19 protein-coding genes and 1 pseudogene are annotated in these 25719 nt (G+C 38.4%); 4 read left to right on the forward strand and 16 right to left on the reverse strand.

The window, feature by feature from the left end; all coding sequences use genetic code 11:
- Nucleotides 1–47 precede the first annotated feature (47 nt).
- From JYB65_RS04570 to JYB65_RS04580, 3 genes are read right to left on the reverse strand one after another with little or no spacing between them, the layout of a single operon-like run.
- Nucleotides 48–1292 (reverse strand): oxidoreductase, encoded by a 1245-nt coding sequence (locus JYB65_RS04570; protein ID WP_206581416.1) that lies wholly within the window; start codon nt 1290–1292, stop codon nt 48–50.
- A 37-nt stretch (nt 1293–1329) separates the two neighbouring features.
- Complete coding sequence (locus JYB65_RS04575; RefSeq protein ID WP_206581417.1) at nt 1330–2394, reverse strand: zinc-dependent alcohol dehydrogenase; 1065 nt, start codon at nt 2392–2394, stop codon at nt 1330–1332.
- 16 nt (nt 2395–2410) lie between these two features.
- A complete protein-coding gene (locus JYB65_RS04580) occupies nt 2411–3391 on the reverse strand; it encodes a sugar phosphate isomerase/epimerase family protein (RefSeq protein WP_206581418.1) in 981 nt (326 codons plus the stop codon).
- Between the two features lie 267 nt (nt 3392–3658).
- Between JYB65_RS04580 and JYB65_RS04585 the strand changes: the two genes are divergently transcribed.
- Both JYB65_RS04585 and JYB65_RS04590 read left to right on the forward strand, forming a co-directional pair.
- Entirely contained in the window at nt 3659–4432 is a 774-nt protein-coding gene (locus JYB65_RS04585) for a DeoR/GlpR family DNA-binding transcription regulator (RefSeq protein WP_206581419.1), read from the forward strand.
- 16 nt (nt 4433–4448) lie between these two features.
- Nucleotides 4449–5969 (forward strand): xylulokinase, encoded by a 1521-nt coding sequence (locus JYB65_RS04590; protein ID WP_206581420.1) that lies wholly within the window; start codon nt 4449–4451, stop codon nt 5967–5969.
- Between the two features lie 107 nt (nt 5970–6076).
- Here JYB65_RS04590 and JYB65_RS04595 read toward each other — a convergent pair whose 3' ends face one another.
- Together JYB65_RS04595 and JYB65_RS04600 are read right to left on the reverse strand one after the other, a co-directional pair.
- Nucleotides 6077–7279: a DUF438 domain-containing protein gene (locus tag JYB65_RS04595; RefSeq protein ID WP_206581421.1), complete on the reverse strand. Its 1203-nt coding sequence runs from the start codon at nt 7277–7279 to the stop codon at nt 6077–6079.
- 43 nt (nt 7280–7322) lie between these two features.
- Nucleotides 7323–7676 carry a DUF2200 domain-containing protein gene (locus JYB65_RS04600; RefSeq protein ID WP_206581422.1) on the reverse strand — a complete coding sequence of 118 codons (354 nt, stop codon included), beginning with the start codon at nt 7674–7676 and terminating at the stop codon, nt 7323–7325.
- Nucleotides 7677–7934: 258 nt separating this feature from the next.
- Between JYB65_RS04600 and rsmH the strand changes: the two genes are divergently transcribed.
- A complete protein-coding gene (gene rsmH, locus JYB65_RS04605; RefSeq protein ID WP_206581423.1) occupies nt 7935–8984 on the forward strand; it encodes a 16S rRNA (cytosine(1402)-N(4))-methyltransferase RsmH in 1050 nt (349 codons plus the stop codon).
- A 483-nt stretch (nt 8985–9467) separates the two neighbouring features.
- Here rsmH and JYB65_RS04610 read toward each other — a convergent pair whose 3' ends face one another.
- The 4 genes from JYB65_RS04610 to JYB65_RS04625 form a co-directional block, all read right to left on the reverse strand.
- Nucleotides 9468–11378 carry a serine/threonine-protein kinase gene (locus tag JYB65_RS04610; protein WP_206581424.1) on the reverse strand — a complete coding sequence of 637 codons (1911 nt, stop codon included), beginning with the start codon at nt 11376–11378 and terminating at the stop codon, nt 9468–9470.
- 140 nt (nt 11379–11518) lie between these two features.
- Complete coding sequence (locus JYB65_RS04615; RefSeq protein WP_206581425.1) at nt 11519–14392, reverse strand: coiled-coil domain-containing protein; 2874 nt, start codon at nt 14390–14392, stop codon at nt 11519–11521.
- Nucleotides 14385–15014, reverse strand: a complete 630-nt coding sequence (locus tag JYB65_RS04620) for a hypothetical protein (protein WP_206581426.1) — start codon at nt 15012–15014, stop codon at nt 14385–14387. Before JYB65_RS04620 ends, JYB65_RS04615 begins: the two co-directional genes overlap by 8 nt.
- Complete coding sequence (locus tag JYB65_RS04625) at nt 14995–16347, reverse strand: hypothetical protein (protein ID WP_206581427.1); 1353 nt, start codon at nt 16345–16347, stop codon at nt 14995–14997. Before JYB65_RS04625 ends, JYB65_RS04620 begins: the two co-directional genes overlap by 20 nt.
- A gap of 890 nt (nt 16348–17237) precedes the next feature.
- On the opposite strand from JYB65_RS04625, the pseudogene JYB65_RS04630 reads away from it, so the two are divergent.
- Nucleotides 17238–18102: pseudogene (locus JYB65_RS04630) on the forward strand (AraC family transcriptional regulator).
- A gap of 188 nt (nt 18103–18290) precedes the next feature.
- On the opposite strand, the gene JYB65_RS04635 reads toward JYB65_RS04630, so the two are convergent.
- The 7 genes from JYB65_RS04635 to JYB65_RS04665 form a co-directional block, all read right to left on the reverse strand.
- Nucleotides 18291–19643: a copper amine oxidase N-terminal domain-containing protein gene (locus JYB65_RS04635; RefSeq protein ID WP_206581428.1), complete on the reverse strand. Its 1353-nt coding sequence runs from the start codon at nt 19641–19643 to the stop codon at nt 18291–18293.
- 233 nt (nt 19644–19876) lie between these two features.
- Nucleotides 19877–21247: a stalk domain-containing protein gene (locus JYB65_RS04640; RefSeq protein ID WP_206581429.1), complete on the reverse strand. Its 1371-nt coding sequence runs from the start codon at nt 21245–21247 to the stop codon at nt 19877–19879.
- Entirely contained in the window at nt 21244–21792 is a 549-nt protein-coding gene (locus JYB65_RS04645) for a sigma-70 family RNA polymerase sigma factor (RefSeq protein WP_206581430.1), read from the reverse strand. The genes JYB65_RS04640 and JYB65_RS04645 overlap by 4 nt, the downstream gene beginning before the upstream one ends.
- Nucleotides 21793–22100: 308 nt before the next feature.
- A complete protein-coding gene (locus JYB65_RS04650) occupies nt 22101–22448 on the reverse strand; it encodes a cupin domain-containing protein (protein ID WP_206581431.1) in 348 nt (115 codons plus the stop codon).
- Nucleotides 22449–22521: 73 nt separating this feature from the next.
- Nucleotides 22522–22941, reverse strand: coding sequence for a YolD-like family protein (locus JYB65_RS04655; RefSeq protein WP_206581432.1), 420 nt, complete (start codon nt 22939–22941; stop codon nt 22522–22524).
- On the reverse strand, nt 22938–24461 hold the full coding sequence (locus JYB65_RS04660; RefSeq protein WP_206581433.1) for a Y-family DNA polymerase: 1524 nt from the start codon (nt 24459–24461) through the stop codon (nt 22938–22940). The genes JYB65_RS04655 and JYB65_RS04660 overlap by 4 nt, the downstream gene beginning before the upstream one ends.
- Nucleotides 24462–24801: 340 nt before the next feature.
- Nucleotides 24802–25461 carry a TetR/AcrR family transcriptional regulator gene (locus JYB65_RS04665; protein ID WP_206581434.1) on the reverse strand — a complete coding sequence of 220 codons (660 nt, stop codon included), beginning with the start codon at nt 25459–25461 and terminating at the stop codon, nt 24802–24804.
- Between the last annotated feature and the right edge of the window lie 258 nt (nt 25462–25719).

Raw genomic sequence — 25719 nt, forward strand, 5'->3', positions numbered from 1 at the left:
TCGTCACCTTTCTTTCCTTTCATGATAGGTTCTAAACATTATTTGTTTTAAGTGTGTAATTCCTCCAGTTTCCCGAAGGTCTTTCTTACTTCCTTGAACAGCTCTATATAATGCTTATTAAACGCAACACAACCGACCGGCTGCTGGCGAATCATCAATTCTTCACAGTTCATGCACTGGAAGCAGTATTTGATTTCATCTTCCCTACCCTCTTTTAGTTTGAGGGGAGTCAACGGATCCGCAAAGGATTGTCTTCCCAGACCGATCATATCCATCATGCCATCCTCGATGCAGCGGCTGCCCATGGCAAATAGGGAGGATTTCTCAGGTGCCACGGAAAGGAGCTTATTCTTCTTCCCTCTGAAAGAGGAGAAATGAGAACCGATCACCACCGTTTTCTTTTTCAAATTCTGTTTCATTAGGTTTGCAAAATAGAAATGCAGATAAGATAAATAGGGCTCATCCTGAATGGCTTCCATATAGGCCATACTGGAATGAACATTTCCCAAAGATTCAATAAAGTATTGGGCTCCACGTTCTTCCAAACCCTTTATCAGATCGATGGATTCGGTCATATCCATCAGGGGCGAGTCAGGTCCCGCTGATCCACAGCCACCAGGGAACCCTTCCCACATGGACACCTTTGAGCCGATCAGGAAGTTCTTATCATAACCAGTAGCTTTCTGAATCCGTTCCATTAGATCATAAGCAAATCGGGAACGATTTTCCCATGAACCACCATACTTCCATTTACGGTCATTATAGGGTCTTAATATCTGGGAACCCAGATAGCCATGGCAGAATTTCAGGTCTATTCCATCTGCACCGACATTTTGTGTGATCTTTGCAGCCAGCTCGAACTGATCCATGATATGTTCCACTTCTTCTTCTGTCAGCAAATCTCCTTCCAGCCCGTGCATCTGTTTTACGGTAACTCTCCTTGAAAATTCAGGCTCACTAATTTCTCCGGAATGCGTTAATTGAAATACGATTAAGACATTCGGATTGACTTCTTTTAATCTTCTGATGAATTTCTCAAGGGCTTTTTCATTTCTGGGCATAATCTCTAGTTGAGTTTTTCTGGCACGGCTCTCATTGGTAACCGTAATGGCTTCTAAATCAACAAATCCAAAATTACCTTTGTAAAGATTCTCGTATCTTCTGTATGTAAGTTCTGTTGGATTGCCCTCCAAGTCGGCATCCACGCATTCCATCGGCTGTGCAAAAAAACGGTTTTCACATTTTCTGTTGCCAATCATAATTGGTTGTAATAGTGTTTCCTTGTAATCCATGCTAAACCTCCACGAATTCAGTCTCTTGAATTCCGTTTTATCGGTATAATACAACTCTTTCTTTGACTTCAGGGCTGACCAATACCTTAATCAACTTTGGATTCTCTCTGATTTCATTCAACGCCTGCTCCAGTTCTTCCAGCGGAACAATCATGGAAATCAAAGGGGTAGGATCAACACGATTATATTTCAGTAACTGGATTGCATCTGCCCAATCGTAACCGATCCCGGCACAACTGCCGCTGACCTTCTTTTCCTCCAGTACAAACTGGACTGGTGCAATCGTTGCGAAATCATCATCCGCGCAGATACCGAATGCTTCCACCTTGCCGCCTTTTCGAACCATTTTAAAGGCCTGTTCATACGTCTTGGAGTTGCCAACCGCTTCCAGAACATAATCTGCTCCTACACCATCGGTCAGTCTCATTACTTCTTCCACGGGATCGACTTCCTTTATGTTAATGGTATAATCCGCCACCATTTCCTTCGCCATCGCCAATCTGTCGGGGTTGGCATCAATGACAATAACCGGCACTGCTCCCCGGGCTTTTGCCAAAGCTGCGTGAATAATCCCAAGTCCGGCTCCGATGACAACAACGCTTCTTGCAATTTTACAGTCCATTTTCTTGGATGCATTCAGGCAAGCTGTCAACGGTTCAATAAAGGCCGCCTTTTCATCCGATACTTCATCCGGTACCAGGTAAACATTTTTCCAGGGTACTTTTACATACTCTGCAAATCCGCCATCCAGATGAATGCCAATTTGTTTGAAATCACTGCAAAGTAGAGGTTCCCCAATCCGGCAATGATAACAGATACCACAAGGTTTGCAAATATCTGCCGCAACACGGTCCCCTATTTTTAATCCAAGTGAATTTGCCCCCAACTTTTCGATGGTTCCAAAGAACTCATGCCCGGTGGTTAAAGGAATACAAGCTACCTCTTCTGCATATTTCCCGGTATAGGATCCCCAGTCCGAGCCGCAAATTCCGCAGTACTTAATCTTAATCAATACCTCGTCATCAGAAATTTCCGGAATCGGAACTTCCTTTAGTTCAAAATGATATGGTTCGGTTAACACTTGTGCTCTCATCGTCTTCATAGAATCTCCCCTCTCCCTATTTTGTAAACAATTTATCGGAACGACCTTCATACGGAGCCTCAATCATCAGCGGACGTAAGAATTCGATGGTCTTCTTGACACCGTCGCCACGACTCATGATGACGTCTTCATGCTCATAATTCAATACATAATCGTAACCCGTAATAAAAAGCTCACTGATCAACCGCTTCCATTCCACATCCCCCCAACCGGGGATTCTGAACCGGAAAGAGCGATCCAACCGCCCCCAGCCATCCTGCATATACATATTCAGTCCACCCTTTGCCATATTATGATGGACGAATTCACAGTCTTTTGCATGGACTACCGCAATACGGCCTTGCAATTCATCCACAAAGGTTTGAATATTAACCCCAGAAAATAAAATATTTGCTGGATCCAGATTGATTGCATACGCCGGATGATGATCTACGATCTCCAGGCATCTAAGCGCAGACTGGGTATCATAGATGATATTGTTCGGATGCGGCTCAAACGCCAGTTTCACGCCGTATTCCCTGTATTTGTCAAGGATAGGCGTATATTTTTCTACAAATTGTTCCTCTTCATATTTCCAGCCGTTGGGTTCCGGCCAATCGTTAATGTGACCGTAATTCTCTATTCCGGAGAAAGCCACCACAGCGGGCACTTCCAGCTCACTGGCAAGCTGGGCGGAGCGAATCAAGCTCTCCGTTCCGAATTTAATCTTCTCTTCCTTGGTGCCCGGACAGATGGAATCTGTTCCAGCGCCGTAAGGCCCCATTACCAATAGGGAATCCGCATGATTACTGAGTGATGAAATAAACAGTCCATGATCTTCAACCATTTTTTTCAACTTTTTCGCATTCCCGTTTTTGAGCATTTCCTTTGCATCTATTTGCCCATTGTCTTCGTATGTAGGCAGTTCAACACAGTCATAGCCATGTTCCGCCGCTATTTTTACAACCTCTTCTACCGGCTTTTCTGAATAGTTTACTACGCAAAAACCTATTTTCATCCTTTACCTCTCCCATCATGAAATAATTACACAAAATGTCTAGTCGTCTCCGTCAGGAATCAAGTGCTTTTTTGTATTTTAAATATATCATCGTGTTTTTTGTTTGTCAACGTTTGGTTTTCTTATTTTTTCATTTATATTCACTTTAATCTTTCGTTTCGTTTTGTTTTTTCGTTTTTTTCTCTTTATTTTTGTTAAATTGCTTTTACTTTTGTTTTTTCGTAGTATAATAATTCAAGATAAAAAACCTAGAAGAGGATGAAATATATGTTTAAAGCAGAGAGAAAACGAAGAATTAAAGAGATTATTTTTGAACGAAAGCAGATTGAGGTCGCCGTGCTAAGCAAGCTGCTGAATGTGACAGAAGCAACGATAAGAAAGGATTTTGATGAATTGGAGCAAGAGGGATTCATCACCAGATATCATGGCGGAGCATCGTTGAATTCCGCAATCAGTCTGGAGGAAGATGTGAATTCCGCTCTTATTGGTAATATCGTAAAATACGATAAAGCCAAGGAAGAACTTGGTATGATTGCCTCTCATTTAATCTCCGATGAAGAATGGGTTTTTTTAGGTCCCGGTTCCACGTCCTATTATATTGCGAAGGCTTTGGTATCCCGGAATAACCTGAAGATCTTTACCAATAATCTTCTGGTTTCGAATGTATTAAGCAACAATTCGACCATACAGATTTATTTTCTGGGCGGAAGAATCGATAACAAAGGCTTATATACGATACCGAATGATATTAATAAAGATCTGAATAATATCTATATCAGCAAATGCTTCTTTTCTATAGACGGTGCAGATATTGATGCCGGCTACACCTTGTCGGACACGAATGTTTTAGAAATTATTAAGGCTGTTTCCTCTAGATGTCAGCAGCCATTCTTTGCTGTGGATCATTCAAAATTCGGTTTTCGGGCATTTATGAAGGTAGGCAATTTAGACTCGGTACCGAATATCATTATGAATGATACTGTACCTGCTTTATATAAAGAATATTATCTGGATCATGGTATTCGGATTTACACTACCTAAAAGAGGGGGATTTTGCATGAAGAATTTCATCGCTTACGATTTAGGCACCGGAGGCATCAAGGCGTCTCTTTTCAATGAGAACGGCTATTCTTTATCCGACCTATTTATCGAATATGAAACGTTTTTCCCCGCTGATCAATTCATTGAGCAAAGACCAATGGACTGGTGGGATAGTGTCTGCAAGGCAACGAAAATGCTGTTGAATAAAACTGGCATCGACCCAAGCTCCATCGCCTGTGTAGCACTTTCCGGCCATAGTCTGGTAGCTGTCCCCCTCGATATAAACGGGAATCTTCTGGCCGATCAGGTTCCGATCTGGTGCGACATGAGAGCCGAGGATCAAGTCAGCCGCTTCTTTGAAAAGCTTTCTTACGAAAACTGGTATGAGACGACTGGAAATGGCGACCCTGCGGAGTGTTATACGATTTTAAAACTGATGTGGCTTAAGGAACATCAACCCGTTCTTTTCAGCAAAATACATAAAATCCTTGGTTCCAAAGATTTTGTAAACTATAAATTCACCGGGACTATGTGCACCGATCCTTCCTACGCATCCGGTTTTGGGGTGTTCAATCTGGAAAAATGGGATTATGAGGATCGCTTCTTCGAAGCTGCGGACATTGACCGCAACCTATTTCCCGACATCAAGCCTAGCGATTCCATTATCGGGTATGTCACTGAGGCCGCTTCAGTAGAATCAGGTCTTATTCAAGGTACTCCGGTTGCATGCGGTGCTGTAGACAATACCTGCATGTCCTTAGGTGCCACCGGTTTATCCCAAGGGACTCTCTACACCTCATTGGGTTCTTCCAGTTGGATTGCCGTCACCTCTCAGAAGCCTATCATTGATGTGAAAACCAGACCCTTTGTTTTTGCACATGTAAAAAAGGGCTTCTATACTTCTGCCGTTTCTATTTTTTCCGCCGGTAATTCCAACCGTTGGGTCAGGGATCATCTCTGCCGGGATTTAGGGAGCGATACCGATGCTTATGAGCTCATGAATAAAATGGCAGAGTCCGTCCCAATTGGGAGCAATGGCGTCCTTTTTAATCCAAGTCTTGCCGGAGGTAGTGCCCAAGAGTCCAGCCCTTACCTCGCAGGAAGCTTCGCAGGCCTCACCTTGCGCAACACCAGAGAGGATATGGTTCGAGCGACCATGGAAGGGATTGCAATGGCTTTAAGAAAGACACTGGACATTTTGCTGAACAGCGTTGCAGCAAATGGTAATATGCTGATTTGTGGCGGCGGAAGCAAAAGTCCTGTATGGCTGAGAATGTTTGCAGATATCTATAACTTACCGATCCTTAAAACCAATATTGATCAGAATGCCGCATCCTTAGGCGCTGCCGCTATTGCAGCAAATGCATGTGGCGTTTGGAACGGTTATGACAGGATACCGAGTATTCACAAGTCGCAAAGTCTAATCCATCCAAACAAGGAAGCAAACGAGAAATATGAAAAGCTTCTGGAAATTTTCGGCGTTTGGACAGAAGACCTTGCCAAGCTGGGGGAAATGATGAATAGTATCAAAAAGTAAAGAGAGGCAAGAAATATTCTCTTGCCTCTCTTTCAACTTTTTTACCTACGTCAATTTAATATAGGTAAAAAACTTAACAATTTTACCTATATATAATTTATGTGACTCTATTCTTCCCATCCAAGCAATCTTTTTTCACCTTCTAGATTTTTTATTTCTGTTATATCCTGACTAGCTTCCAGGACACCTTTATATTCACCTTGTGCATTTCTTAAAGCAAAATATTGTATTAGGATTATTTTCCCCTTAATATTTATCCAGAATGTGGCTGTATCCTTCTTTCCAGATCGAAATGAATCCATTATTTTATGAACAACATGAACACTTTCAGGGGGATGACACTTATCAACATCCCTTCCGATAATCGCCGGCGATCTAGGGAAAATTCGATCTTTCGGTCTTGTAAAATATCTTACTCTGTTATTTTCATCAACAAAGGTCAGGTCAACAGGCAATGCATTAAACAGCAGCACTATTTGTTCGAAATCCAATTCACCGGTTTCCGTTTTAAATTTATACCTTCCATTAATGTCTGCGTTCATATTATCATTACTTCTGGATTCTTGGAGACTTTCAGCTTGCTGTTTCGGCCGTGGTATGAACGGAAACTCATACTCAAAACTTTGCTTCTGCATTTCACGCCACTCGTTTTTCTCTATGACTTCACTCGCAGCCGGAAAAAGAATGAGCTCTTCTTTTTTTACAATTCCATGCAGGATAAAAAACAAACTCCCTATCTGTTCATTAATCTCTGCCTCTTTACAGGTTTCAGATTCCAGATACTCCATTACTTTTTTAATTTGCGTTCTTGCCATATCATGCAGTGACCACATAATCGTCAGCCCGTTGAACTTCTCCATCTTTTTCTCAAGATATGGGAAAAGGATATTTTCCTTTTTTAAATAATGTTGGTTAAATTGAACAAGCTCATTTATTCTCGGAATTAATTTCTTTTTCTTTGCTAATAAATCTTTTTCGTTCAGTATTTCTTTAATTGCTTCAAGTTTCTCTAGTAGTGCGCAGTTCTCCATCATAAGGAAATCCAAAAAGCTACCTTTCTCTGGTCTATTCCATTGATACGAAATCAAGCCCTTATAAAATACATTGATGACTTTATCCAGAATAACAAGTATTTCTTTCGGTTCGATTCCTTTTTGAAGTATCATGTAAAAGACCTCAAAGATCTCCTGAGGTGTAACTTTCTCAAAGTCACTCTTATATCTTTCATACAGCTGTTTGCTATCTTCCTGATTCATAAGTCTCTGAATGTATTTATACAATCTATTAACTCTTTCTAGATCTTCTTTCATATAAAATCCTTTCTGGATTATATTTATAATAGTGCATACAAGCCTATTGCTCCCGAAGTATTTTATCCATCGATTTGCCTTTTGCCAATTCATCAATCAGTTTGTCCAAATATCTTATTTCCTGCATGGTAGGCTCTTCTATATCTTCTACCCTAACGCCGCAAACTACTCCCTTTATTAGTTTTCTTGCTGGATTGAGGAATGGAGCCTCGTTAAAGAATGTCTCATAATCTGTTTGTTTTATTAATTGCTCCTCTATTTCATCCTGAGTATATCCAGTTAACCACCGAATGATTTCATCCACTTCTGATTTAGTACGCCCTTTTTTCTCCGCCTTTGCAATAAGAAGGGGATATACACTGGCAAAGCTCATTGTATAGATACGATGTTTAGTCATTGCGTTTCCTCCCAATAATATTGTTTTTTCTCCTACTATTAAGTAATTCCCCAATTTTTCTTTCTAACTCAGAAAGTCCACTACCTTTCTTTGCTACTATTATTGTATTAAATTTTGCGATGAATTCAACATAAAATTCCTCAGCACCCAGTTCCGCCCCATTTTGGATTCACCCAAGTTTGCTTTTTTGATTGGCATTTGTTATGATATGATTTAAAAGATCAGTGCAAAATAAGATAAAATGAGCCGGAGGATGCAATGGATAATCACGAAGAAAAACACCAGCGAAGAGTTCGATATAAGGGCACTCACCCTAAAGCTTATCAAGATAAGTATAAAGAACTTCAACCCGAAAAATATGCCGATACAGTTGAAAAAGTTATGCAAAAGGGAAGTACCCCAGCCGGTATGCATCGTTCTATTTGCGTTGATGAAATATTAGAATTCTTGCAAATCACTCCCGGACAAATCGGACTAGATGCAACGCTGGGTTACGGCGGACATACGCGGGAAATGCTCAAGTGTTTGGACTTCAAAGGGCATCTGTATGCGGTTGATGTGGACCCTATTGAATTGCCACGTACACAGGCCCGTTTAGAAAGTTTAGGATACGGCCCGGAAATTTTGACGATACGGCAAATGAACTTCTCCAGTATCAATCAAATTGTTGCTGAATCAGGGCCTTTGAATTTCATTCTGGCTGATTTGGGTGTCTCTTCTATGCAAATAGACAATCCGGAAAGAGGCTTCACCTTTAAAGCCGAAGGGCCTTTGGATTTAAGACTGAATCCCAAAAAAGGTAAATCCGCCGCAGATCGTTTGAAAACCATTTCGCAAGACGAATTGGAATGTATATTAAGAGAAAACTCAGACGAACCGAATGCCAAAGCAATCGCCCGAGCAATTGTTTCTGGAATCAGAAAGGGAACCGCTGTCGATACTACAACACAGCTCCAGCAGATAATCAAGAATACGTTAAAGTCGATACCTGGCAGCAACAGCAATGAAGAGATCAAAAAAGCCTGTCAGCGGTGCTTCCAAGCCTTGCGAATTGATGTCAACAATGAATTTGGAGTATTGCGTAAATTTTTAGATAATCTTCCGTCCGCACTTGCCGAAGGCGGACGGGTTGCCATTCTCACCTTCCATTCAGGGGAAGATCGTCTCGTTAAAAAATCTTTTCAGAGCCTGTTTCGAGACGGGGTTTATCGTGAAATTGCAGAGGAACCGATCCGTGCATCAGCAGAAGAACGGAGTAACAACGGGCGGGCGCGTTCTGCCAAATTGCGCTGGGCTATCAAAGCATAATTTATCTAAAAGGAGAATCGCGTCTATGCCCTCTTGAGTCTTATCGGTTTTCAGATGGCATTTATGCGGTCAATACGGCAAGAGAAGATGAAGTTCTGCGATATAAAAAGATTACGCATATTGATGGAATGGACATAGAGACGGTCATTGAAAAAATGAGTACGATGATATCTCATGAAAATCACTCCTATTTGAAATCTCTGCTCCCAAAATATCTGCCCGCCACCGAATACCTTTACGGATTGCAGATTGCCCGAACAGTAAGCGGTTTAACTTTTACTTATGAAAATGAAAGCGGTAATGGGAGTGAATGGTTTGTATCTTCCTGTCCATTGTCCACATATCAGAACCTCGTACTCCGTATGTCGTGAAAATACAAAAAAGATGTCGGATGAAACCAATAATCCCTTGGCGAGAGTATGATACCTTAAATGCAATATTAAAAATGAAGTATTCTATGTGCCTGAACCGAAGTAAAATACTTCAGGCTCTCCATACAAAGAGAAGATTTAATATAATCAGAGGAACGTAAAGCTTAGTCTTTTTAACCAATTCCATACATCCTTTCAAATCATTCTCAAAATCATGTACCGTTTGATAGCGTTTACTCCGTATATCCATAGCTTTCATAACTACACTTTGACATACAACCGAAACATAAAATCTTTTTTTTGGCAATTTGCCACTTAACAAATAGTACAGTAATGCCCCAAGTGAATAAATATCAGATAAATGCGTGGACCTTGCTAGACTATTTAGCTGTTCAGGATCAGTAAAATTCACTTGTCCATAGCCTTTCTTTGATAAACCTGTAAAAAATGATAATGATTGGGGGTCCTTTGCCAATCCAAAATCAGCAATTTTCACTTCCAGCTGGTTATTTATTTCATATAATAAAATATTCTTTGGAGATAAATCTCGATGATATTTATCTTGCTCATGCAAGTACTTAACACCCGATATAATTTGATTAAAAATCTCCATTCGCTGTTCTTCAGAGGCTTGGCGATTATCCTTTATCCATTTTTCTAAAGAAAAACTCGCTAAAGGCATAGTAAACCAAAAAGGAGATCCCTCAAGTTGAATCTTCTCTACATCAATAATGTTTCTGTGGTGTAGTTCTTTGGTCAGTAACCTGACCTCACGCTTAAAACGCAGGATATATTCATCCCCATCATTTCCATAAACTTGTTTAAAATAACTTCGTGGAAAAAGGACTTTACAGGCTACGATTTTTTTTGATTCGGAATCAAATACTTTATAAACTCTAGAAAAAGAGCCGCTTCCTATTTCTTCTAAAATGATCATTTCAAACTGATATCTAATTTGCCCTGTTTTTAAAATTTCTTTTTTTAATGCATTAATAGAATTATTGAAATTATTTAAGGCAGATAATTGGGATCCCTTGTCATTGTCCTCAGAAAATATTTTATTAAGAGTGTAATAATCTTTCAAAAAAGCATTTAAACTCTCATTTTGAGAATTTCCAATGATTTCAATAATTTTTTGAACATACGAATTCATTTCATTGACTGAAAATAATAAGATATCTTGGGAATTTTCCGGTTCAAAAAATTTAGAAGTCAAATTTTTTAATTCTTCTACTGGAGAAATTAATATCAGTGGTGTATATAAAGTAGCATTGATGTCTGGAAGGAGCACTTCATCAAGTTCATCTAATGTTATATCTGCAGAAAGAATAATTTCATTTTTATAAGTGCTTAGCAATCCGGGCTGACCCCAAATTTGATTTGACAAATAACGCAAGGGTAATTTTTCCCCATACTCTTTTAAATTGATGTAGTGGGCAACTATAAGAACGATTGACTTATATTTTCGAAAAGATGTATAATCGGCAATTACAATCCCTGATTGCTCTACTATTGCTTTTTCTTCAAGCCATCTAAGTACATACCTTTTCAGCGGACTTTCAGTATCAATTATCAAATTGGCTACTGAATTCTTTAATTCTTCAAATTCGCAATCAATGCTCGGCTTTTCCTCTAAAAAGGATCCCGCCGCATTAGAATCAAGCTGAACTATTTTGGGTAACCAATCAATTGCCTTTCTTGGGTTTTTATTTTTGAAAGTAATTTGTATTATACCGTCTAATAAAAGAATTTCTAATGAGTCATTTAAATCAGTCCAAGAAAATTGCTGAAGCCCTTGGTTAACCAGTGTGTTATATTGTTTGGGGCCTTTTTTAAGCAGTTTAAGGATAGACTCCATAATCAACCTCTTACCATGAGGCTTATTTAAAGTAACCTCTACATCATTAAACTTTTCTCCAGTTACTAGCATTTCAACAGGGAATCGGTACTCAGGCTTATATATTTTGTTAACCTTTATTCCAACAAGACGTTCATCAATCGTAAAAATATGTTCTAGAATCATTGTTTTCTCACTCCATTAATGGTTTCTTCACTAATCTGATAGACACTAACTGCAAATAAACGAGAGACTGATTTATTGTATTTTTCAATACAGGATATTAATCTCCTGGTTATACCTTATGTCCACAATAATACCGGATATTACAGGTTTCTCCTTGCTCGTTTAAAAATGAGCGGATTGGCAAATTGTTTATCTCGTTCCCTAGCGCTACAGGAGTAAGCGTGGTCAATCCAATCAATGCTTTTCAGTGATTCGCCCTGTTGGTGAGTAATGAAATATTGAATATCGGTTACTTGCAGTAATTGACCGATTTCATTACCACGGTCATCATCTACTCTGGCCTTGGGTTCATCCAGAAACATGATAGGAGACACATTTCCCTCTTTCTGACTGTTGAGCGCAGCCAGTAAAATCATTAAGCTGGTACAGGCTTTCTGACCGGAACTTAAATCTGGCCCGTCGATGGGACTGGGTTTTTTATCATCAAAGCCAATAGCTAAATGAAGCTGCCAGGTTTCTGGTTCCGGTGTGATTTCTTCCAGCTTCCCCTTGGCATTAGCTTTTAGCAAATCGGCCAAAGTCTGAAATTCTGCGATATACTCTCTCATAATTGTTTTAATATGAGATTTCAGCTGCTCCAACAGGTCCCGACATTCCCGGTCCCACTCTGCCCTTTCCTCTTCTAGACGATTAAGGCGTTCTCTCAGTTTGTCAACCTGACCTTCCTGGGCCTTAACCACCATCACAATATTTTCATTGACGCTGGGGTTATGAAGGTCCGTTTGCTCTTTCTGCAAAGCAAGGAGCTTATCGCTGAGGTATTTAGCAGTAAAACGATTCCCCTTAGCATCAGCGAAAGAAGAGGTCTGAACATCGCAGGAGATAAATTCAATTTCTTCAGCACTTATTTGCAGTTCTCTCAGCTTGTTGCATGCATCTTCAAGCGTAGTCTGCAAAGACCACAAGCCATTCTGCAGGTTGGTATAATGGGTTGTTAATTTATTGATTTCATTTTCTGCATTATTTTTTGTATTAGTAGCGTTGGTTTTTTCGATTTCGAGAGCCGTATAACTCTCATTCAGCCCTACTTTCCTATTTATAGCTTCCTCACGCTGTTCTTTAGCAGAAGTAATTTTATTCAAAATTTCCCGCCAGGCCAAGGTCTTGGTACTAAAATCTTCTTTAAGCTCAGGCAGTTTTGCCAATTTTATTTGCTCGTTAATTTCCTTTTCCAAACTATTCAGGTCGGAGGTTAGCTTGGTAAGGTCGTTAAAGAGCTTCTGGACAGACTTTGATACTTCTTCATACTGTTTCTGGGTTCTTGTGTACTCTTCTTCAATGGCCATTTTTCCACAGCATAAGTTATGGTATTTGAGATGGATAGATCCGTCATTATCCTGAAGCAAACCGCGGGCTGTGATGCTGGTAAAGCCTTTCTTTTGCAGTTGATCTCCTTCTTCCACCGTATCGACCAAGTAGATATGGTTCAAATGATTCAGGTATCCTTCTATTTTTTCGGGATGGGAGACATTGAGGACAGAACGTACCGTAGGATAGTTGGTTTTAGGTTCATTAAATATCTTCATTCCCTTTTTGGGAAGACATAATCTTGCACCATATTTATATTGTTCCTGCAGCTTTTTAGCCGGTAAGTAATATTTTTCGTCCACGACAATCCGATAGCGGTTATTCCCTAAAATCGCTTCCACCGCTTCCTGCCACTTTTTCATTTCTGGTTTAATACTGATGGCATCGGCTAGCATAAGATATTGAATAGCGTTCTGTTGCAAAACATTTCTGAATTCTTTCACATCTGTTTTGTAAGGAATATTGTTTTTACTCAGTTCTACAAGTCTTTCCTGAATCTCTTTTTGCTCTTTGGCTCTAACTAAATGCGCTAGTTTAGCCTCGTCAACGTCCAAAACTAGTACCTTTTGAAGTTGAATCAATTCGTTGATATCTTGCGGCCGAATTTTTTCCAGCTGTTCAATTTCTACTCTCAAACTTTCTAAAGTGGTCGTCATTTCCCCTTTTTGGACATTGAAGGTATCCATTTCTGAATTTATTTTTCTTTCCAATTCATCGTATCTTCCCAATTCTTCTTTGGCTAAGGTGCTTTTTTCATCTAGGATTGTCAACTCAGCGGTTTGTTTGGCTACTTTTTCATTTTCGATTTGTATTTGTGCCTTGATTTGTCTTATTTCTTGATTGTTCTTTTCAATTTGAGATTCTGTTTCGTAATATTCCAGTTTTCTTAATTTTAATTCGGTCTGTCCCACTTCTTTGGTTTTGCTTTGATATTTCGCAAATCGTTCCGCCTTGACTTGCGCTTCCTGATATTTTTGCTCTGCTTCCGTCAATTCTTCTTGCGCTCTTTGAAGATTGATGCTTTCCTGAGCCAACCGGGCTTTGCTTTGGTCATAACGTTCTTTATATACTTTGGTTCCTTTCAGGTCAAATATTAAATTAAACAGCATATTAGAACTGGAATTGACCACATCTCTAACTGTGTCGGGACTCATGGACATCAAGTTGCGGAACTCTTTGGTGATACCCAAACAGTTTTTTAGTTTAGCTAAGTAATTGGTTTCCGTAAGCTGCGCCTGGCTATAAGCTTTAGGATTTTTATGCAAGTCAGACAAGTCATTAAACTCTCCGTCGAACAGATAATAGTCCTTGGTCCAAGAATCCTGTTTTGTTTTGTAGATTTGGCAGCAAGCTGTCACTTCGTCCTGTCGATAACCTTCCACCTCAAAAGGCCTCTGCTGATTAACCGGCAAATTCCAAAAATCAACTCTTAATATAGCCCAATTGCTGTCCGGGTGCACATAAAACCAAAAGGGTCTCTTACTTTCAAAAGAAGTCGCACCGAGCATTAGACGCAATCCATCCCAAGCCGTTGTTTTCCCATGACCCGAAGGACCGATAAAGGCATTTACTTTGTTATGAGCCGGATAGGGTTCTTTAGTCGGTGGCAGATAGCCCCAAAAAATGCTAGAAAAATTTTTAATCATTTACTTCATCCTCTTTAACGATTTCTTCTTCTTTGATTTGGGATAGAGCTTTCAAATTGTCGGTTATTCCCTGAATTATAAACTCACAAAGCTCGACCAGCAAATCATTATGGAGCATGTAGAGAGCAGGCCCAGGGAAAATTTTGTCTTTGTCCACCATAATATAATAATATTTTTTTAATGGACGGAGCAGATGTTGGATAGCTGTCTGAGGGTGCTGCTTGGCATTGCGGAATTTTTCACCGTAGTTAAAGACGATTTGATCAATTGTTAAGTGAATTACCGCATCTTCTTCCACATGTCCTAATTTTTTTGGCATAATGAGTTTGGCATATATAATGGTTAAAAGGGCTAAATGCCTTCGATCCAGGACTTTGTTGCGCTTTTGAAAATAGTCGAAAGCATTGTTGTCAAATTCTTTTTTAAGTCTGATTATATACCATTCAGTCCCTGGTGGATTTAGCAATTCATAACCCATCAGAGAAAAATAAAGTTGTACATCCCGGTAAAGATGAATATCAGTTTCTAGGTTGCCAACTTCTTTCTTGGAAACCCAACCGTAATGAAACAAGGAACAGATTCGCTGTGCTTCAGGATTTGGTTTAAACTCCGAGAGATTCATTTTCCAACCTCCTTACATAACACTCACTGACAGTTTCTACTGGGCCATATTCTAATTCTTTAAAGTTTTCTCTTACTTCCAGTATCATGGCCTCTTTATGGAGCTCCTCTTCCAGCTCCTTTAGTTCTCTGGTAAGTTTAATCAACTGACCCGTCTTATACATGGCAACTCCATAATTTTGGGCAGGTTCAAATATAACTTCTTCCATAGGCACCTGAAGTCTTTCTTCCATTTTCAATAAAACCTCTTGGTAGAAAATCTCCAAAGGGTTTTGTTTATTTTCGACGATAAGTTCTTCCTCAACAATGTCTACCGGTTCCGGAGCAGGCGTATCAATTATGAGTTCTTTTTGATTATTAAAAAAGGCAATGGTTCGTGATTGCAGCGTTTCTTCCCTAAGCTGTAAAACTTGTTTGGATGCAGAAAAATTCTTAAAGGTAAAACTTGCCAATCCTTCCAAAGATGCTTCGTGCAATGTCTCCTCGATCATTTCCATGGATATATATTTTCCCATGGCTTTTCCATCTTCCCTGGAATACTGAATAGCCATTTGAAGGATTTGGGTAAAGTGATCCGTCAATAAACTAGTTACATTAAAAAAGTCATCATAGCCTGTCTGGGCAAAGACATTTTTCTTCTTACTGACTTCTTCTTTAATCAAACGAATAGCATCTCGTATGTCTTTTGACTCTTCAGCAATCTTAGCGACTTCCCTACGGGATCTTTTCTGTATAATATGTTCCAACACCTGATCCCAATAGGATAACTGGCGAAACGCCATGGTTATATTGGATGCAGCTTGTTCTTCATCGAGACCATAGTTCTCAGCCATTTCCGCTTCAAAAGTGATAAGCTTAATCTCTTCAGCTGTTGTTAATTCCCCTCGGGCCAAAGAGGCAAAAATATGTATAAGTAAAGACCTCACTCTTCCTGGCATCCGATAATGAAAGCCATCAGAAACGATCCAACCGCTCTTAGAAAGTTCTCGGATTACTTTATCGCGATTACTTTTCTTCATATAACCAAGAATATTATTGGCTTCTTCCATGGTAAAGTGTCCGAGGGTGGTAGCAATAGATTTTGCTCCGGCAAAAATAAGCGTTATCATCTGAGGATTACGCCCCCGGAAAATGTCAAATAGTTTAAAATACTCCTCTAGTCTTTTTGCTTCATTAATATCCGGATGATTCAGGTGGTAATCATCTGGCTGATTAAGGGGCATTTCTTGGGATGGATCTTGTAATGATTCACTACCTGTTTGTGTTTCCTCAGATACGCTTTCCAATATCTCTTCGTTTGGATTGAACGATCGAGATCGGATGGTTTCTTGCATGATATAATTTACCTCTCGTTATAAATTTTTAGAGCGTTAAAATGTACGTTATCATTTATCTCTCAATCACTGTTTTCTTCAATTTTTCAATTGCCTCCAACCAGAATCTTTGTACAGTATAGCTGCGATTAGAAAGTTGTCAATTTCATTACTGTCTTTCCTATAAATTACAAATAAAGTAACAATTTTGTCCATATTCATTCGCTTTTGCATTATTTCTTTCAATAATATAAGAATGATACATTTAAGCCTCCATTAGGTTAAAATGAAGGTTTATTTATTTAATTTCAAAACTAAAATTCATGGGGTAAAGTATTCATCCTTAAAAGATTAAAAAAGAGGTGCGATAGAATTGTATTCTATCAAAATGAGGGATACAATGATATAGTTACTATAATTGTATATCCTTTCCTATAACTTTTCAACGCGTATTTATGTTTTTAGACAATAAATTTGATAAAATTTAAATATGAAATTCGGAGTTACCTGAACCTGGTCAAATGGCAACATAGACCGATTCTTGCAATCATTTTTGCTGCCGTCTTAATCAAAATCTGGAATTCACGGTTGTATTACAATTCCAGATTTGAACTCTATTTCAAGTACTTCATAATAAAGAAAGCCTGACCATAAAAATGTAAAGGCTGTAGATCTTTTGCTCCCATTTAAGGGCACTTTTCATCTGGTTTTGCCTCAAATTCTCTCTCAAATCACATGTCCTCTGATTCATCTATTAAATTATTTCTTATCCATACATATTCTAAAAGCATGCATGTTTGTAAGGTGATGTAATATGGGAAATTATATAACGATTCGATATTTTTTGTGTTAAAAAAGTCGAGATCGTAAAATTAGCTTTGGTATTATGTAGATATGAAAAGAGGGAGATCATGTTAAACGAATTAAATCATGTGATTAACTATATTGAAGAACATTTAACCGATGATGACCTATCTCTTAAAATAATTTCTGACTATGCTGGGTTTTCTGACTATCACTTTAGAAAGATTTTTTTATCTTTCAGGATTGACCCTTAGTGAATATATCAAGAACAGAAAATTGTCGGAAGCAAATAAAGATTTATTGCATGGAGAAAAAGTAACAGATGTTGCTTTGAAATATGGTTATCAGTTAATGAACGGCTTTACTAGAGCATTTAAAAAATGGAGTGGGGTTTTGCCCTCAGATGTAATAAAAAAAAGGTATAAGTCAATCATTTCCCAAACTATCATTTATAATAACCGTTAAGGGAGGAATTTCTATGGAATTTAGAATTGAAGACAAACCAGCATTTAATTTAGTCGGTGTAAGCAAACGTGTCCCTATGCAATTTGAAGGGTAAATAACGAGATTGTAAAGCTTGCACAAAGCATAACGGAGCAACAAAAGGAAGAAATGCATTCTCTTCAAAATATTGAGCCTTATGAAATTATCAATGCTTCTTACGAGGCTGACGCAAATTTCTTAAAAGAAGAAGGAGATTTAACTCATCTGATAGGTATTTTAACGACTGAAAATAAAGTAAGTAATCTGTTAGAAAAAGTGCCAGTCAAAGCCTACACTTGGGCAGTATTTCCAAACAAAGGATCATTTCCTTCTACATTTCAAGAAACAATGGCAAAAATTTATTCAGAATGGCTTCCTTCTTCCGATTACAAAGTAATCAATGCCCCTACTTTTTCTTTTACTAAAATGGATGAGCATAAAAAAGATTATGCCTATAGTGAAATTTGGATTCCTGTTGAGAAGAAATAAACACTAAAAAACACAAATCATTGTGTTGGCGCCATTGGACATGTTAGCATAAGATAACGGCGTATAGGCCCAGCGCCGATAACCTACGAGAGTGTATCCTGTGGTTATCGGCTCCTTCTATTAGGTTATTGTTTTGCCTACAGATATTTCCTGCAATTCGACTTCCTAACACTATAAATTATTTATTTTCACTGGTATATCCATGAAATATTGATAAACTCCTTACTAATGGACAAAAAAGGTAATCCACTACACTCACTATAAATTTCTCCCGTATACTTATTAAAATAAATGTTGAAATCCGGGAATGCCTCTAGCCGATAAACATAATACCTCCCAACTATCTGATTGGTATAAACAATATCTTGAGCAGCATAATCCTTACAAATGTCATCAAAAGTGCGGTTACTTTCCTTTAAAAAAATAAGTAGATCATTGTACTCTTCTACGGAAGTTTCTTTCACTTTCATAAGTCCTTCCTCTATGGAATACACCTTATCCTTCTTATTCGGTTTCTCAATTGCGACTACAGAAACATGATTTACAGTTTTTTTCTTCCTATCTTCATACTTACTAAACTCAGAAATGTATTCAACATCCGCAGAAAGAGCTTCAGCCACAAATCGTACTGGTACATAAATCTTCCCGTCCAGTATGACAGGTGTTGCCTCAATCGTTTTAATATTATTGTTTATACTTGCCTTGTGATTATTTATAGTAAGTCTAATTTTAGTTTTTTCTTCCGTTATATTAATCGTCTGATTCTCTTCATCCCAGTCAACTTTTGCTCCCATCTGTTCAGAAAAGACCTTTAAAGGTACTAACATACGGTTGTTTATAACCTTCATATCCGGGTACGGTACAAACCCCCCATTTATCATAAGTAACCGAATAGAGTCTTCTTCCGACACCAGTTCCGCTTCGTTATTAAGATATTCAACATGATAAAAGCCGTCGTCAGAAACATACGGATCATATATGGCTACATTCATATCATTTTCAGACCAGAAGTTTTTTCCTAGTTCAAAATACTCATTATTAAGATAAATAAGTAACCTTTCAGTATTTACAACAATCAGCATCAGTTGGATATTTGTATCATTTTTATCTTCGGATACTACCTGTATCACTTCTATTTGGTCGTCATCCTTTATCTTTATTATCTCTTCAGAAACTTTATATTTAGATGTAAATTCGTTTCCTGTAAGACTATCTTTAACTTTGTATTGAACATTACTTATATTTACTACACAATTTTCATATTCTGGAGCAAAATCACTGGTTGAAAAAAGATTGGGAGCAATTTCAACAACTTTTCCCAATATCTTGTCTCCTTCATGATACTCAATAGGATCCTTTGCATTCATTTGAGACCCTAAAATAGATTTGGCCTTCCAATCGCCATATAAAAACTGTTCCGTTTTACTGTTAATTTGACTGCTTTCATTTTTTAAATCCGTAGACGTACTTGCAAAAACCACATCCACCATAAAAAGCGTAATGACTATACTCATACATAAAGAAATTATTCTTTTTTTCATTTTTGTCCTCCTAATTTTGAAACAGGAATAAAGATATTTTTTTCTTTATCAATAAAGTTTCATAAAAATTCTGTTACGAGTACCATTGATATAATTGTATGTCTTAAGTTAATAATTTTCAACATCCATATCCAAATTATCCTATTTTTTACAATATTTATTATCTAAGAGTATCAAAAAAGCAAGTACCTTGAAAAAAGGATACTTGCTTTGGTAATGTATTACATATTATGTCAAGGTGTAACAACCCATACTGTATTCTTCATATCATATGTGCCTACACGACGTTCGCTACTCTCCCAAGGTTCTTCTTTTGGTTTCACCTTAAAATGCATACCAAAAGCTAAGTATTCTGGCGCAATCAGTTGCCCTTCAAGTATACATACGGTATTAAATAGCTCAAATTCCTCACCATTTTTCAAAAGAATACTGCTCCCATCTTTAAGAATATATATTTCATCATGGTAGTTGATTTTCGCCGAACGGGTCTTTTCATTCCATTGATATTTTGCTCCTAATTTACTGCAAAGTGCTTCAACTGGTATCCAAGTTGTTTCATCTTTGATTACTGGTTTCAACTCAAAAGGACGCAATGTTTCATCAATGGTAATAGGTTTAGTTTTAGTGGTATTCTTAATGTCATACTCTATATTACCAACAATGATACTTTTAAAGGCAGATAGCTCTGTTATTTCATAAAAAAGCCCTGTGCTACCATAACGCCAAAGTTTAAGCTGTTCATCAAATACGTCATAAGAATTCATCCTTCCCCCAGGCAATACATCGGCTAAATCATTACAAGTTTTGATTTTACCGTTTTTCATGCGAAAATACAATTCCGTATCCATCTCATTTTGTGTTTTATAATTTCTCTCAAAATAAATTCCAAGAGGACTATATCTTAAGATTGCATTGCCATAAGGCTGTCCTTCCAAAATAAATTCCTTTGATTCCACATTACACTTCATCGGAACAGCTATCTGCTTCCCTTCTTCCATGCAAGCAAATCTTAGAATAAAATCTACTTCGTCCTCATTGAGAAAACTGCTGCTGTATAATTGAAATGTCCGCGATGTTTTCGTTTTTAACTCTATTATTTCGTTCTGGGTAAGATTCGAAATGGTTGCACGGTCACGATATTTTGGCTCAAAGGAGATCTCCGTTAATCCTATTCCAAAATAATCCTCTTTCATGAGCTTTGCAATCGCTTCATCGGTCAGGCCCTCCACCGTATAAACCACAAATACCTGATATTTCGAAACTAATGTCTGTTCCAACGTCAGCCTATATTGTCCATCCGTCACGCTCTGCTTTTTCGTATCTATAAAATTAGTAAAGGGAGCCGTATCCCCCGTAAAATTCAACTTCAGAATATCTGCTTTAACTGCTGCAAATACTGTTGTTGTCGCTAAAATCAGAAGTGCAGTGATAATAACTATTGTTTTTATTAATTTCTGCCTTCTATAAACTTTCCTTTCATTCATATCTGTATTCAATGTACCATTTACTCTATCAATAATGTCTTTTATATTGACTTTTTCTTCTATGTCTATGCTGTCTATCTTCAACTCACAGCACAATTTGGAAAGTCGTTTATTCATCATAGTCTCCTCCCCTCATTATCCATCATCTCCTTAAGCTTCTTTCTACCACGCGCTAATCTTGTTTTGATAGTGGAAGCATTCATTCCTGTAATCTTAGCAATTTTAGAGATTTTTTCATCATAATAATAATACCGCATAAAAAGTTCACTGTCCGTCTCGCCCAGTGTAGAAATCAGATGAACCAATTGTTTTTTCTTCTCCTTCTGTTCAAGATAAACGACAGGTTCAGAATTTTCAGTAGTCATCCGTTCATCTAATTCTTGATGAACGGAAACTTGACGCAACTTGTTTTTTGCACAGTTTCGTGCTGCCGCTCCTAGATAAGATTTGACCGTCCCCTTTTCGCTATCAAGGGAATCAGCATGCTTCCAAAGGCCCACAAATACATCTGCCGTCACCTCCTCCACATCTTCCTTTGTCATCATATTTCCAATGATATTATAAACAATCACACTGACATAGGGTGTATACTCCTTCATTACTTTATCTAATGCATCACGCTTTCTCTTTTTCAAATTAAGCAAAAGCTTTTTATCCTCCGTCAAATCAGCCTTCCCCCTCTCTGGTAATAATCAATATAACTTTTTTTATAGCTTGCTAAAGATATATACACGAAAAATTTGAAAAGGTTTCAATATGCATAAAATTTTCTTATTTCAAAATTGTCCCAATATAATATCACATATTTTTAAATAGTGATAAACAAAAAGTAGCCAAGGTGGTTATATTCCTTGGCTACTTTGATTTTACAACTTTATAAAGCGGATAATGCTGATTTTTACTGCCAACAATAAAACCCTCAGCGTACTGAGGATTTTAGCCTTAGCAATTTTTCAGCAGAAATCGATATCTCTTAAACATTTGCATCTGTTGCAAAAGCCTCTGAACCCATTGGTGAAATTGTGACGTAAAGGCGCAAGACATCTTCACCGATGTTTATAACTTGCAAGCTTTCCTGCCCATCAATCTGCATTAACTCACCCACCTGCAACGAGGTTTCATTGCCATCTGTGACAACCTTGGCATTACCCTCCATGACCTGCAGCAAAAGAGTTGACTCTAGATGAGTATGTCCCGGTAGTATTTCCCCTTTTGCAATGTTTAGAACAAAGGCAATTACATTATCACTTTTATAAATCATACGCTTGGCGATTTTTCCCTGTGGTTCATGAAAATAATCATTGAAAATAAACTTGTTCATAGATAACTCCTCCTTTAATTTAAGCTTAACTTTAATATACCCCAATTCAAGCATAACATAACTAATTCCATTGCTACAAAATTTCAAATATATACCCATCTATGCTGCTTATCTCATCAATGGGGATCTCTATATCCCCGTTCATAACGACAATCCTTTCATATTCATCTATCTTTTTAACCGTACCAGTAGCGGTAACATAGGAGCCGCCATTCTTCTTCTCATCTGGCTGAAAGTAGGTGATTGTGATTTGTGGATGCTCTTTAATTCGAGCTAATATGATCCGTAACTTATCGCTCAAAACCTCTTTCATAGTTTCGTCCATCTCTACTCTCCCATCAGTCAGTCTGGCCGTTTCTTTGATTGCGGCACCATAGCCAGTCAAGGCGGCGAAGGGAGAAAATTGAGCTGCTCGGTCACTAACCGCCATATGCGGATGTTTGGCAGAGACATGGTGCGGCAGATGGATCATATCGTCATAAGTATTTGTCATGCCTTGTGCCCTCCGATCTGCTTGTTCCGATCTAATGTAGTAGCGCCTTCCTCCAAATTCATACCTTTTAAAATGGCGCTCTTGCCGTATTTCTTCTTTATTTCCAGCAAAGCTTTTTGCATCTTTTTTTCTCGTCCAAGCTCGGCTTCTTCTTCCTCTTTTTTCGCTTGTACAGCGGCATAATCGGTAAAGAAGTCAAGCTGTTCAACGCCGTTCCTCTTTTGAACAGTTCTCTCATCAACAACATGATTCGCTGCGATATTCACTCTCCTGACCAGAAGATTTTTATCAACGATGCGCTCAAACAGCTCCATGACGGCATCCATAATTAGCTTGGTCGAGGAGGTCTGTCTGCCAAGATTTATCGTGCCATGGGCAGCTTTCGGAACAGAACGTCCGTAATGGTCTATCGTAATTGGTCCACTATATAATTTCTTTATCTTCTGGTCGGTCAGATTTTCAATATCATATCCGACCGTTAAAACGAACTGATCGGTTACAAGCCTTTTATCCACCAAATCAAGTACCAGCATATCGGTCATTTCCCGTACAATCAGCTTCGCTTTGTCAAAGGTATAGGCGCATTGAAGTACCTGCCCCGATCCAATGCTGTTCGTACTTGGCTTATACGCTTTAATATCGACAATTGTGCATGGCTCCCAACCCCATGCATGGTCAATTAACAGCTCCGCATTGATGCCGAATAGCTTGTATAGTAAATCCTCGTTGTAATAATCGTTAGGATTACCGAGAGAACATCTTGCAATATCTCCCATAGTAAAGAGACCTTGTTCCTCCAGCTTTTTGGCATACCCTTTACCAACACGCCAAAATTCGGTTAAAGGCCGATGTGACCACAGCAAGCGACGATAGCTCATTTCGTCCAATTCAGCAATCTGCACACCGTTTTGATCCACCGGAATATGCTTTGCCTGAATATCCATAGCGATCTTGCAAAGGTACAAGTTTGTGCCGATTCCCGCTGACCCTGTAATGCCGGTTGTTTTAAGAACATCCAGAATCATTTTTGTGGCAAGTTCACGAGCTGAAAGATTGTAGGTGTTCAGATAATCGGTAGCATCAATGAATACCTCGTCAATGGAGTAGACATGGATATCTTCGGGCGCAATGTATTTCAAATAGATATCGTAAATCCGGGTGCTGTACGCTACATAAAACGCCATTCTCGGCGAAGCAATAATATAGTCCAGCGCAATACCCGACGAGGATTTCAATTCAGTATCGCTGAATGAAACGCTGGTAAAGACTCGTCCTGGTGCCTTGTATAGCCGTGTTGCATTTACTTCTTTGACCTTCTGCACGACCTCAAACAGCCTCGGTCTACCGGAAATGCCGTATGCTTTGAGAGAGGGAGAGACGGCGAGACAAATGGTTTTTTCGGTACGGCTTGCATCAGCAACAACAAGGTTTGTGGTCAGCGGATCAAGCCCTCGTTCTATACACTCGACCGAGGCATAGAAGGATTTTAAATCGATTGCGAAATAGATTCTGTTCTTCATGTTTGTTCTCTGGTCGCCTCCTAAAAAATTTATTTGTTAAAAATTAGTTCTCCATGTTAAAGCATTAGAATCTGCTTGCCTTCTAACTAGTAGATTATATCAAATATCCGAACCAAGAACAAGCGTTCTATTGGTTGTAAAAGGTGGAAAACTAATATTAATGCAACAGGTACTATGGAGTTATTATGAAGACTAGGATACGACCTTAGATAATAAACTCTCACATCATTTATATCTTTATAGAAAGGACGTAAAAGATTTAACTTTTACGTCCTTAATACTTGGTAATACTATTTGTTATTGACTCCGACGATCCTGCTGCAAGCGCAGTCTAACAGTTTTATATAACAGACGATATTCCCGAAGTAAATAGCCTATCTATCAAGTTATATAATTCATCTGGTGGCAAATCCTTTTGCCTGCGCTGCCAAAGACGAAGCAGTGAAAATGCAGTTGAGACTTGAAACTCTAATAAATATGGTGTTAGTGAACTATCTTTAGGGAAACAAGATTTCTGCGCATCAGAAAAAAATTCACCTTTCAATTTTTCTATAAAACGGATATTACCGTAATCACCTAATAAAGCATTTAGGCATGATCCTTTTTCTTCGAAAAGTAAAAGTATATCCCGTGGATCAGCTTGCTCTTTGTTTTTCATCTTATCCCGGATATAATCCAATATATCGTTTTCCACGAAGCTAAGCAAATCGTAAACATCGGTAAAATACTGATAAAAGGTACTGCGGTTATATCCAGACTTGTTTGCAATTTCTTGTACTGTGATTTTCTCAATCGGTTTTTGGCAATAAAGTTCACAAAAAACTCCGATAAGTGATTGTCTTGATGCGGCAACAGTCAAAGTCGTGGCTGCTTTTTCCACTGCCGGAGCTATGATGGAGCAATAAAAATAGCATCTATCCTTAAGGAGAAAGGGGTACCTGTACATGGCGAAACTCTGCCTATGACACTCGGTGTGCGCAATCATGGTTATTTTGTCCATAAAGGTTTTATCAAATTAACCAACAAACAGCTTGCCGCTGTTACTGACTTCGTAAAAAAGGTGATTGGATAACGGTTTTGCATAGTAACGAAAAAAATAACCTCATGGTTGTTTGCCCGATGGCAGATTTATTAAATTATCCCATGTCATCTGTATTTCTGCTCATTATAAGGGGCAAAAACCGTCTTATTTTAGTCCGATTTTTGCCCCATTTTCTCTTAAAATCCACAACATATTGTGTTTCATATTTCGTTGTTA

The organism is Clostridium aminobutyricum (genome assembly GCF_017255415.1).
Taxonomy (GTDB): Bacteria; Bacillota; Clostridia; order Peptostreptococcales; family Anaerovoracaceae; genus Aminipila; species Aminipila aminobutyrica.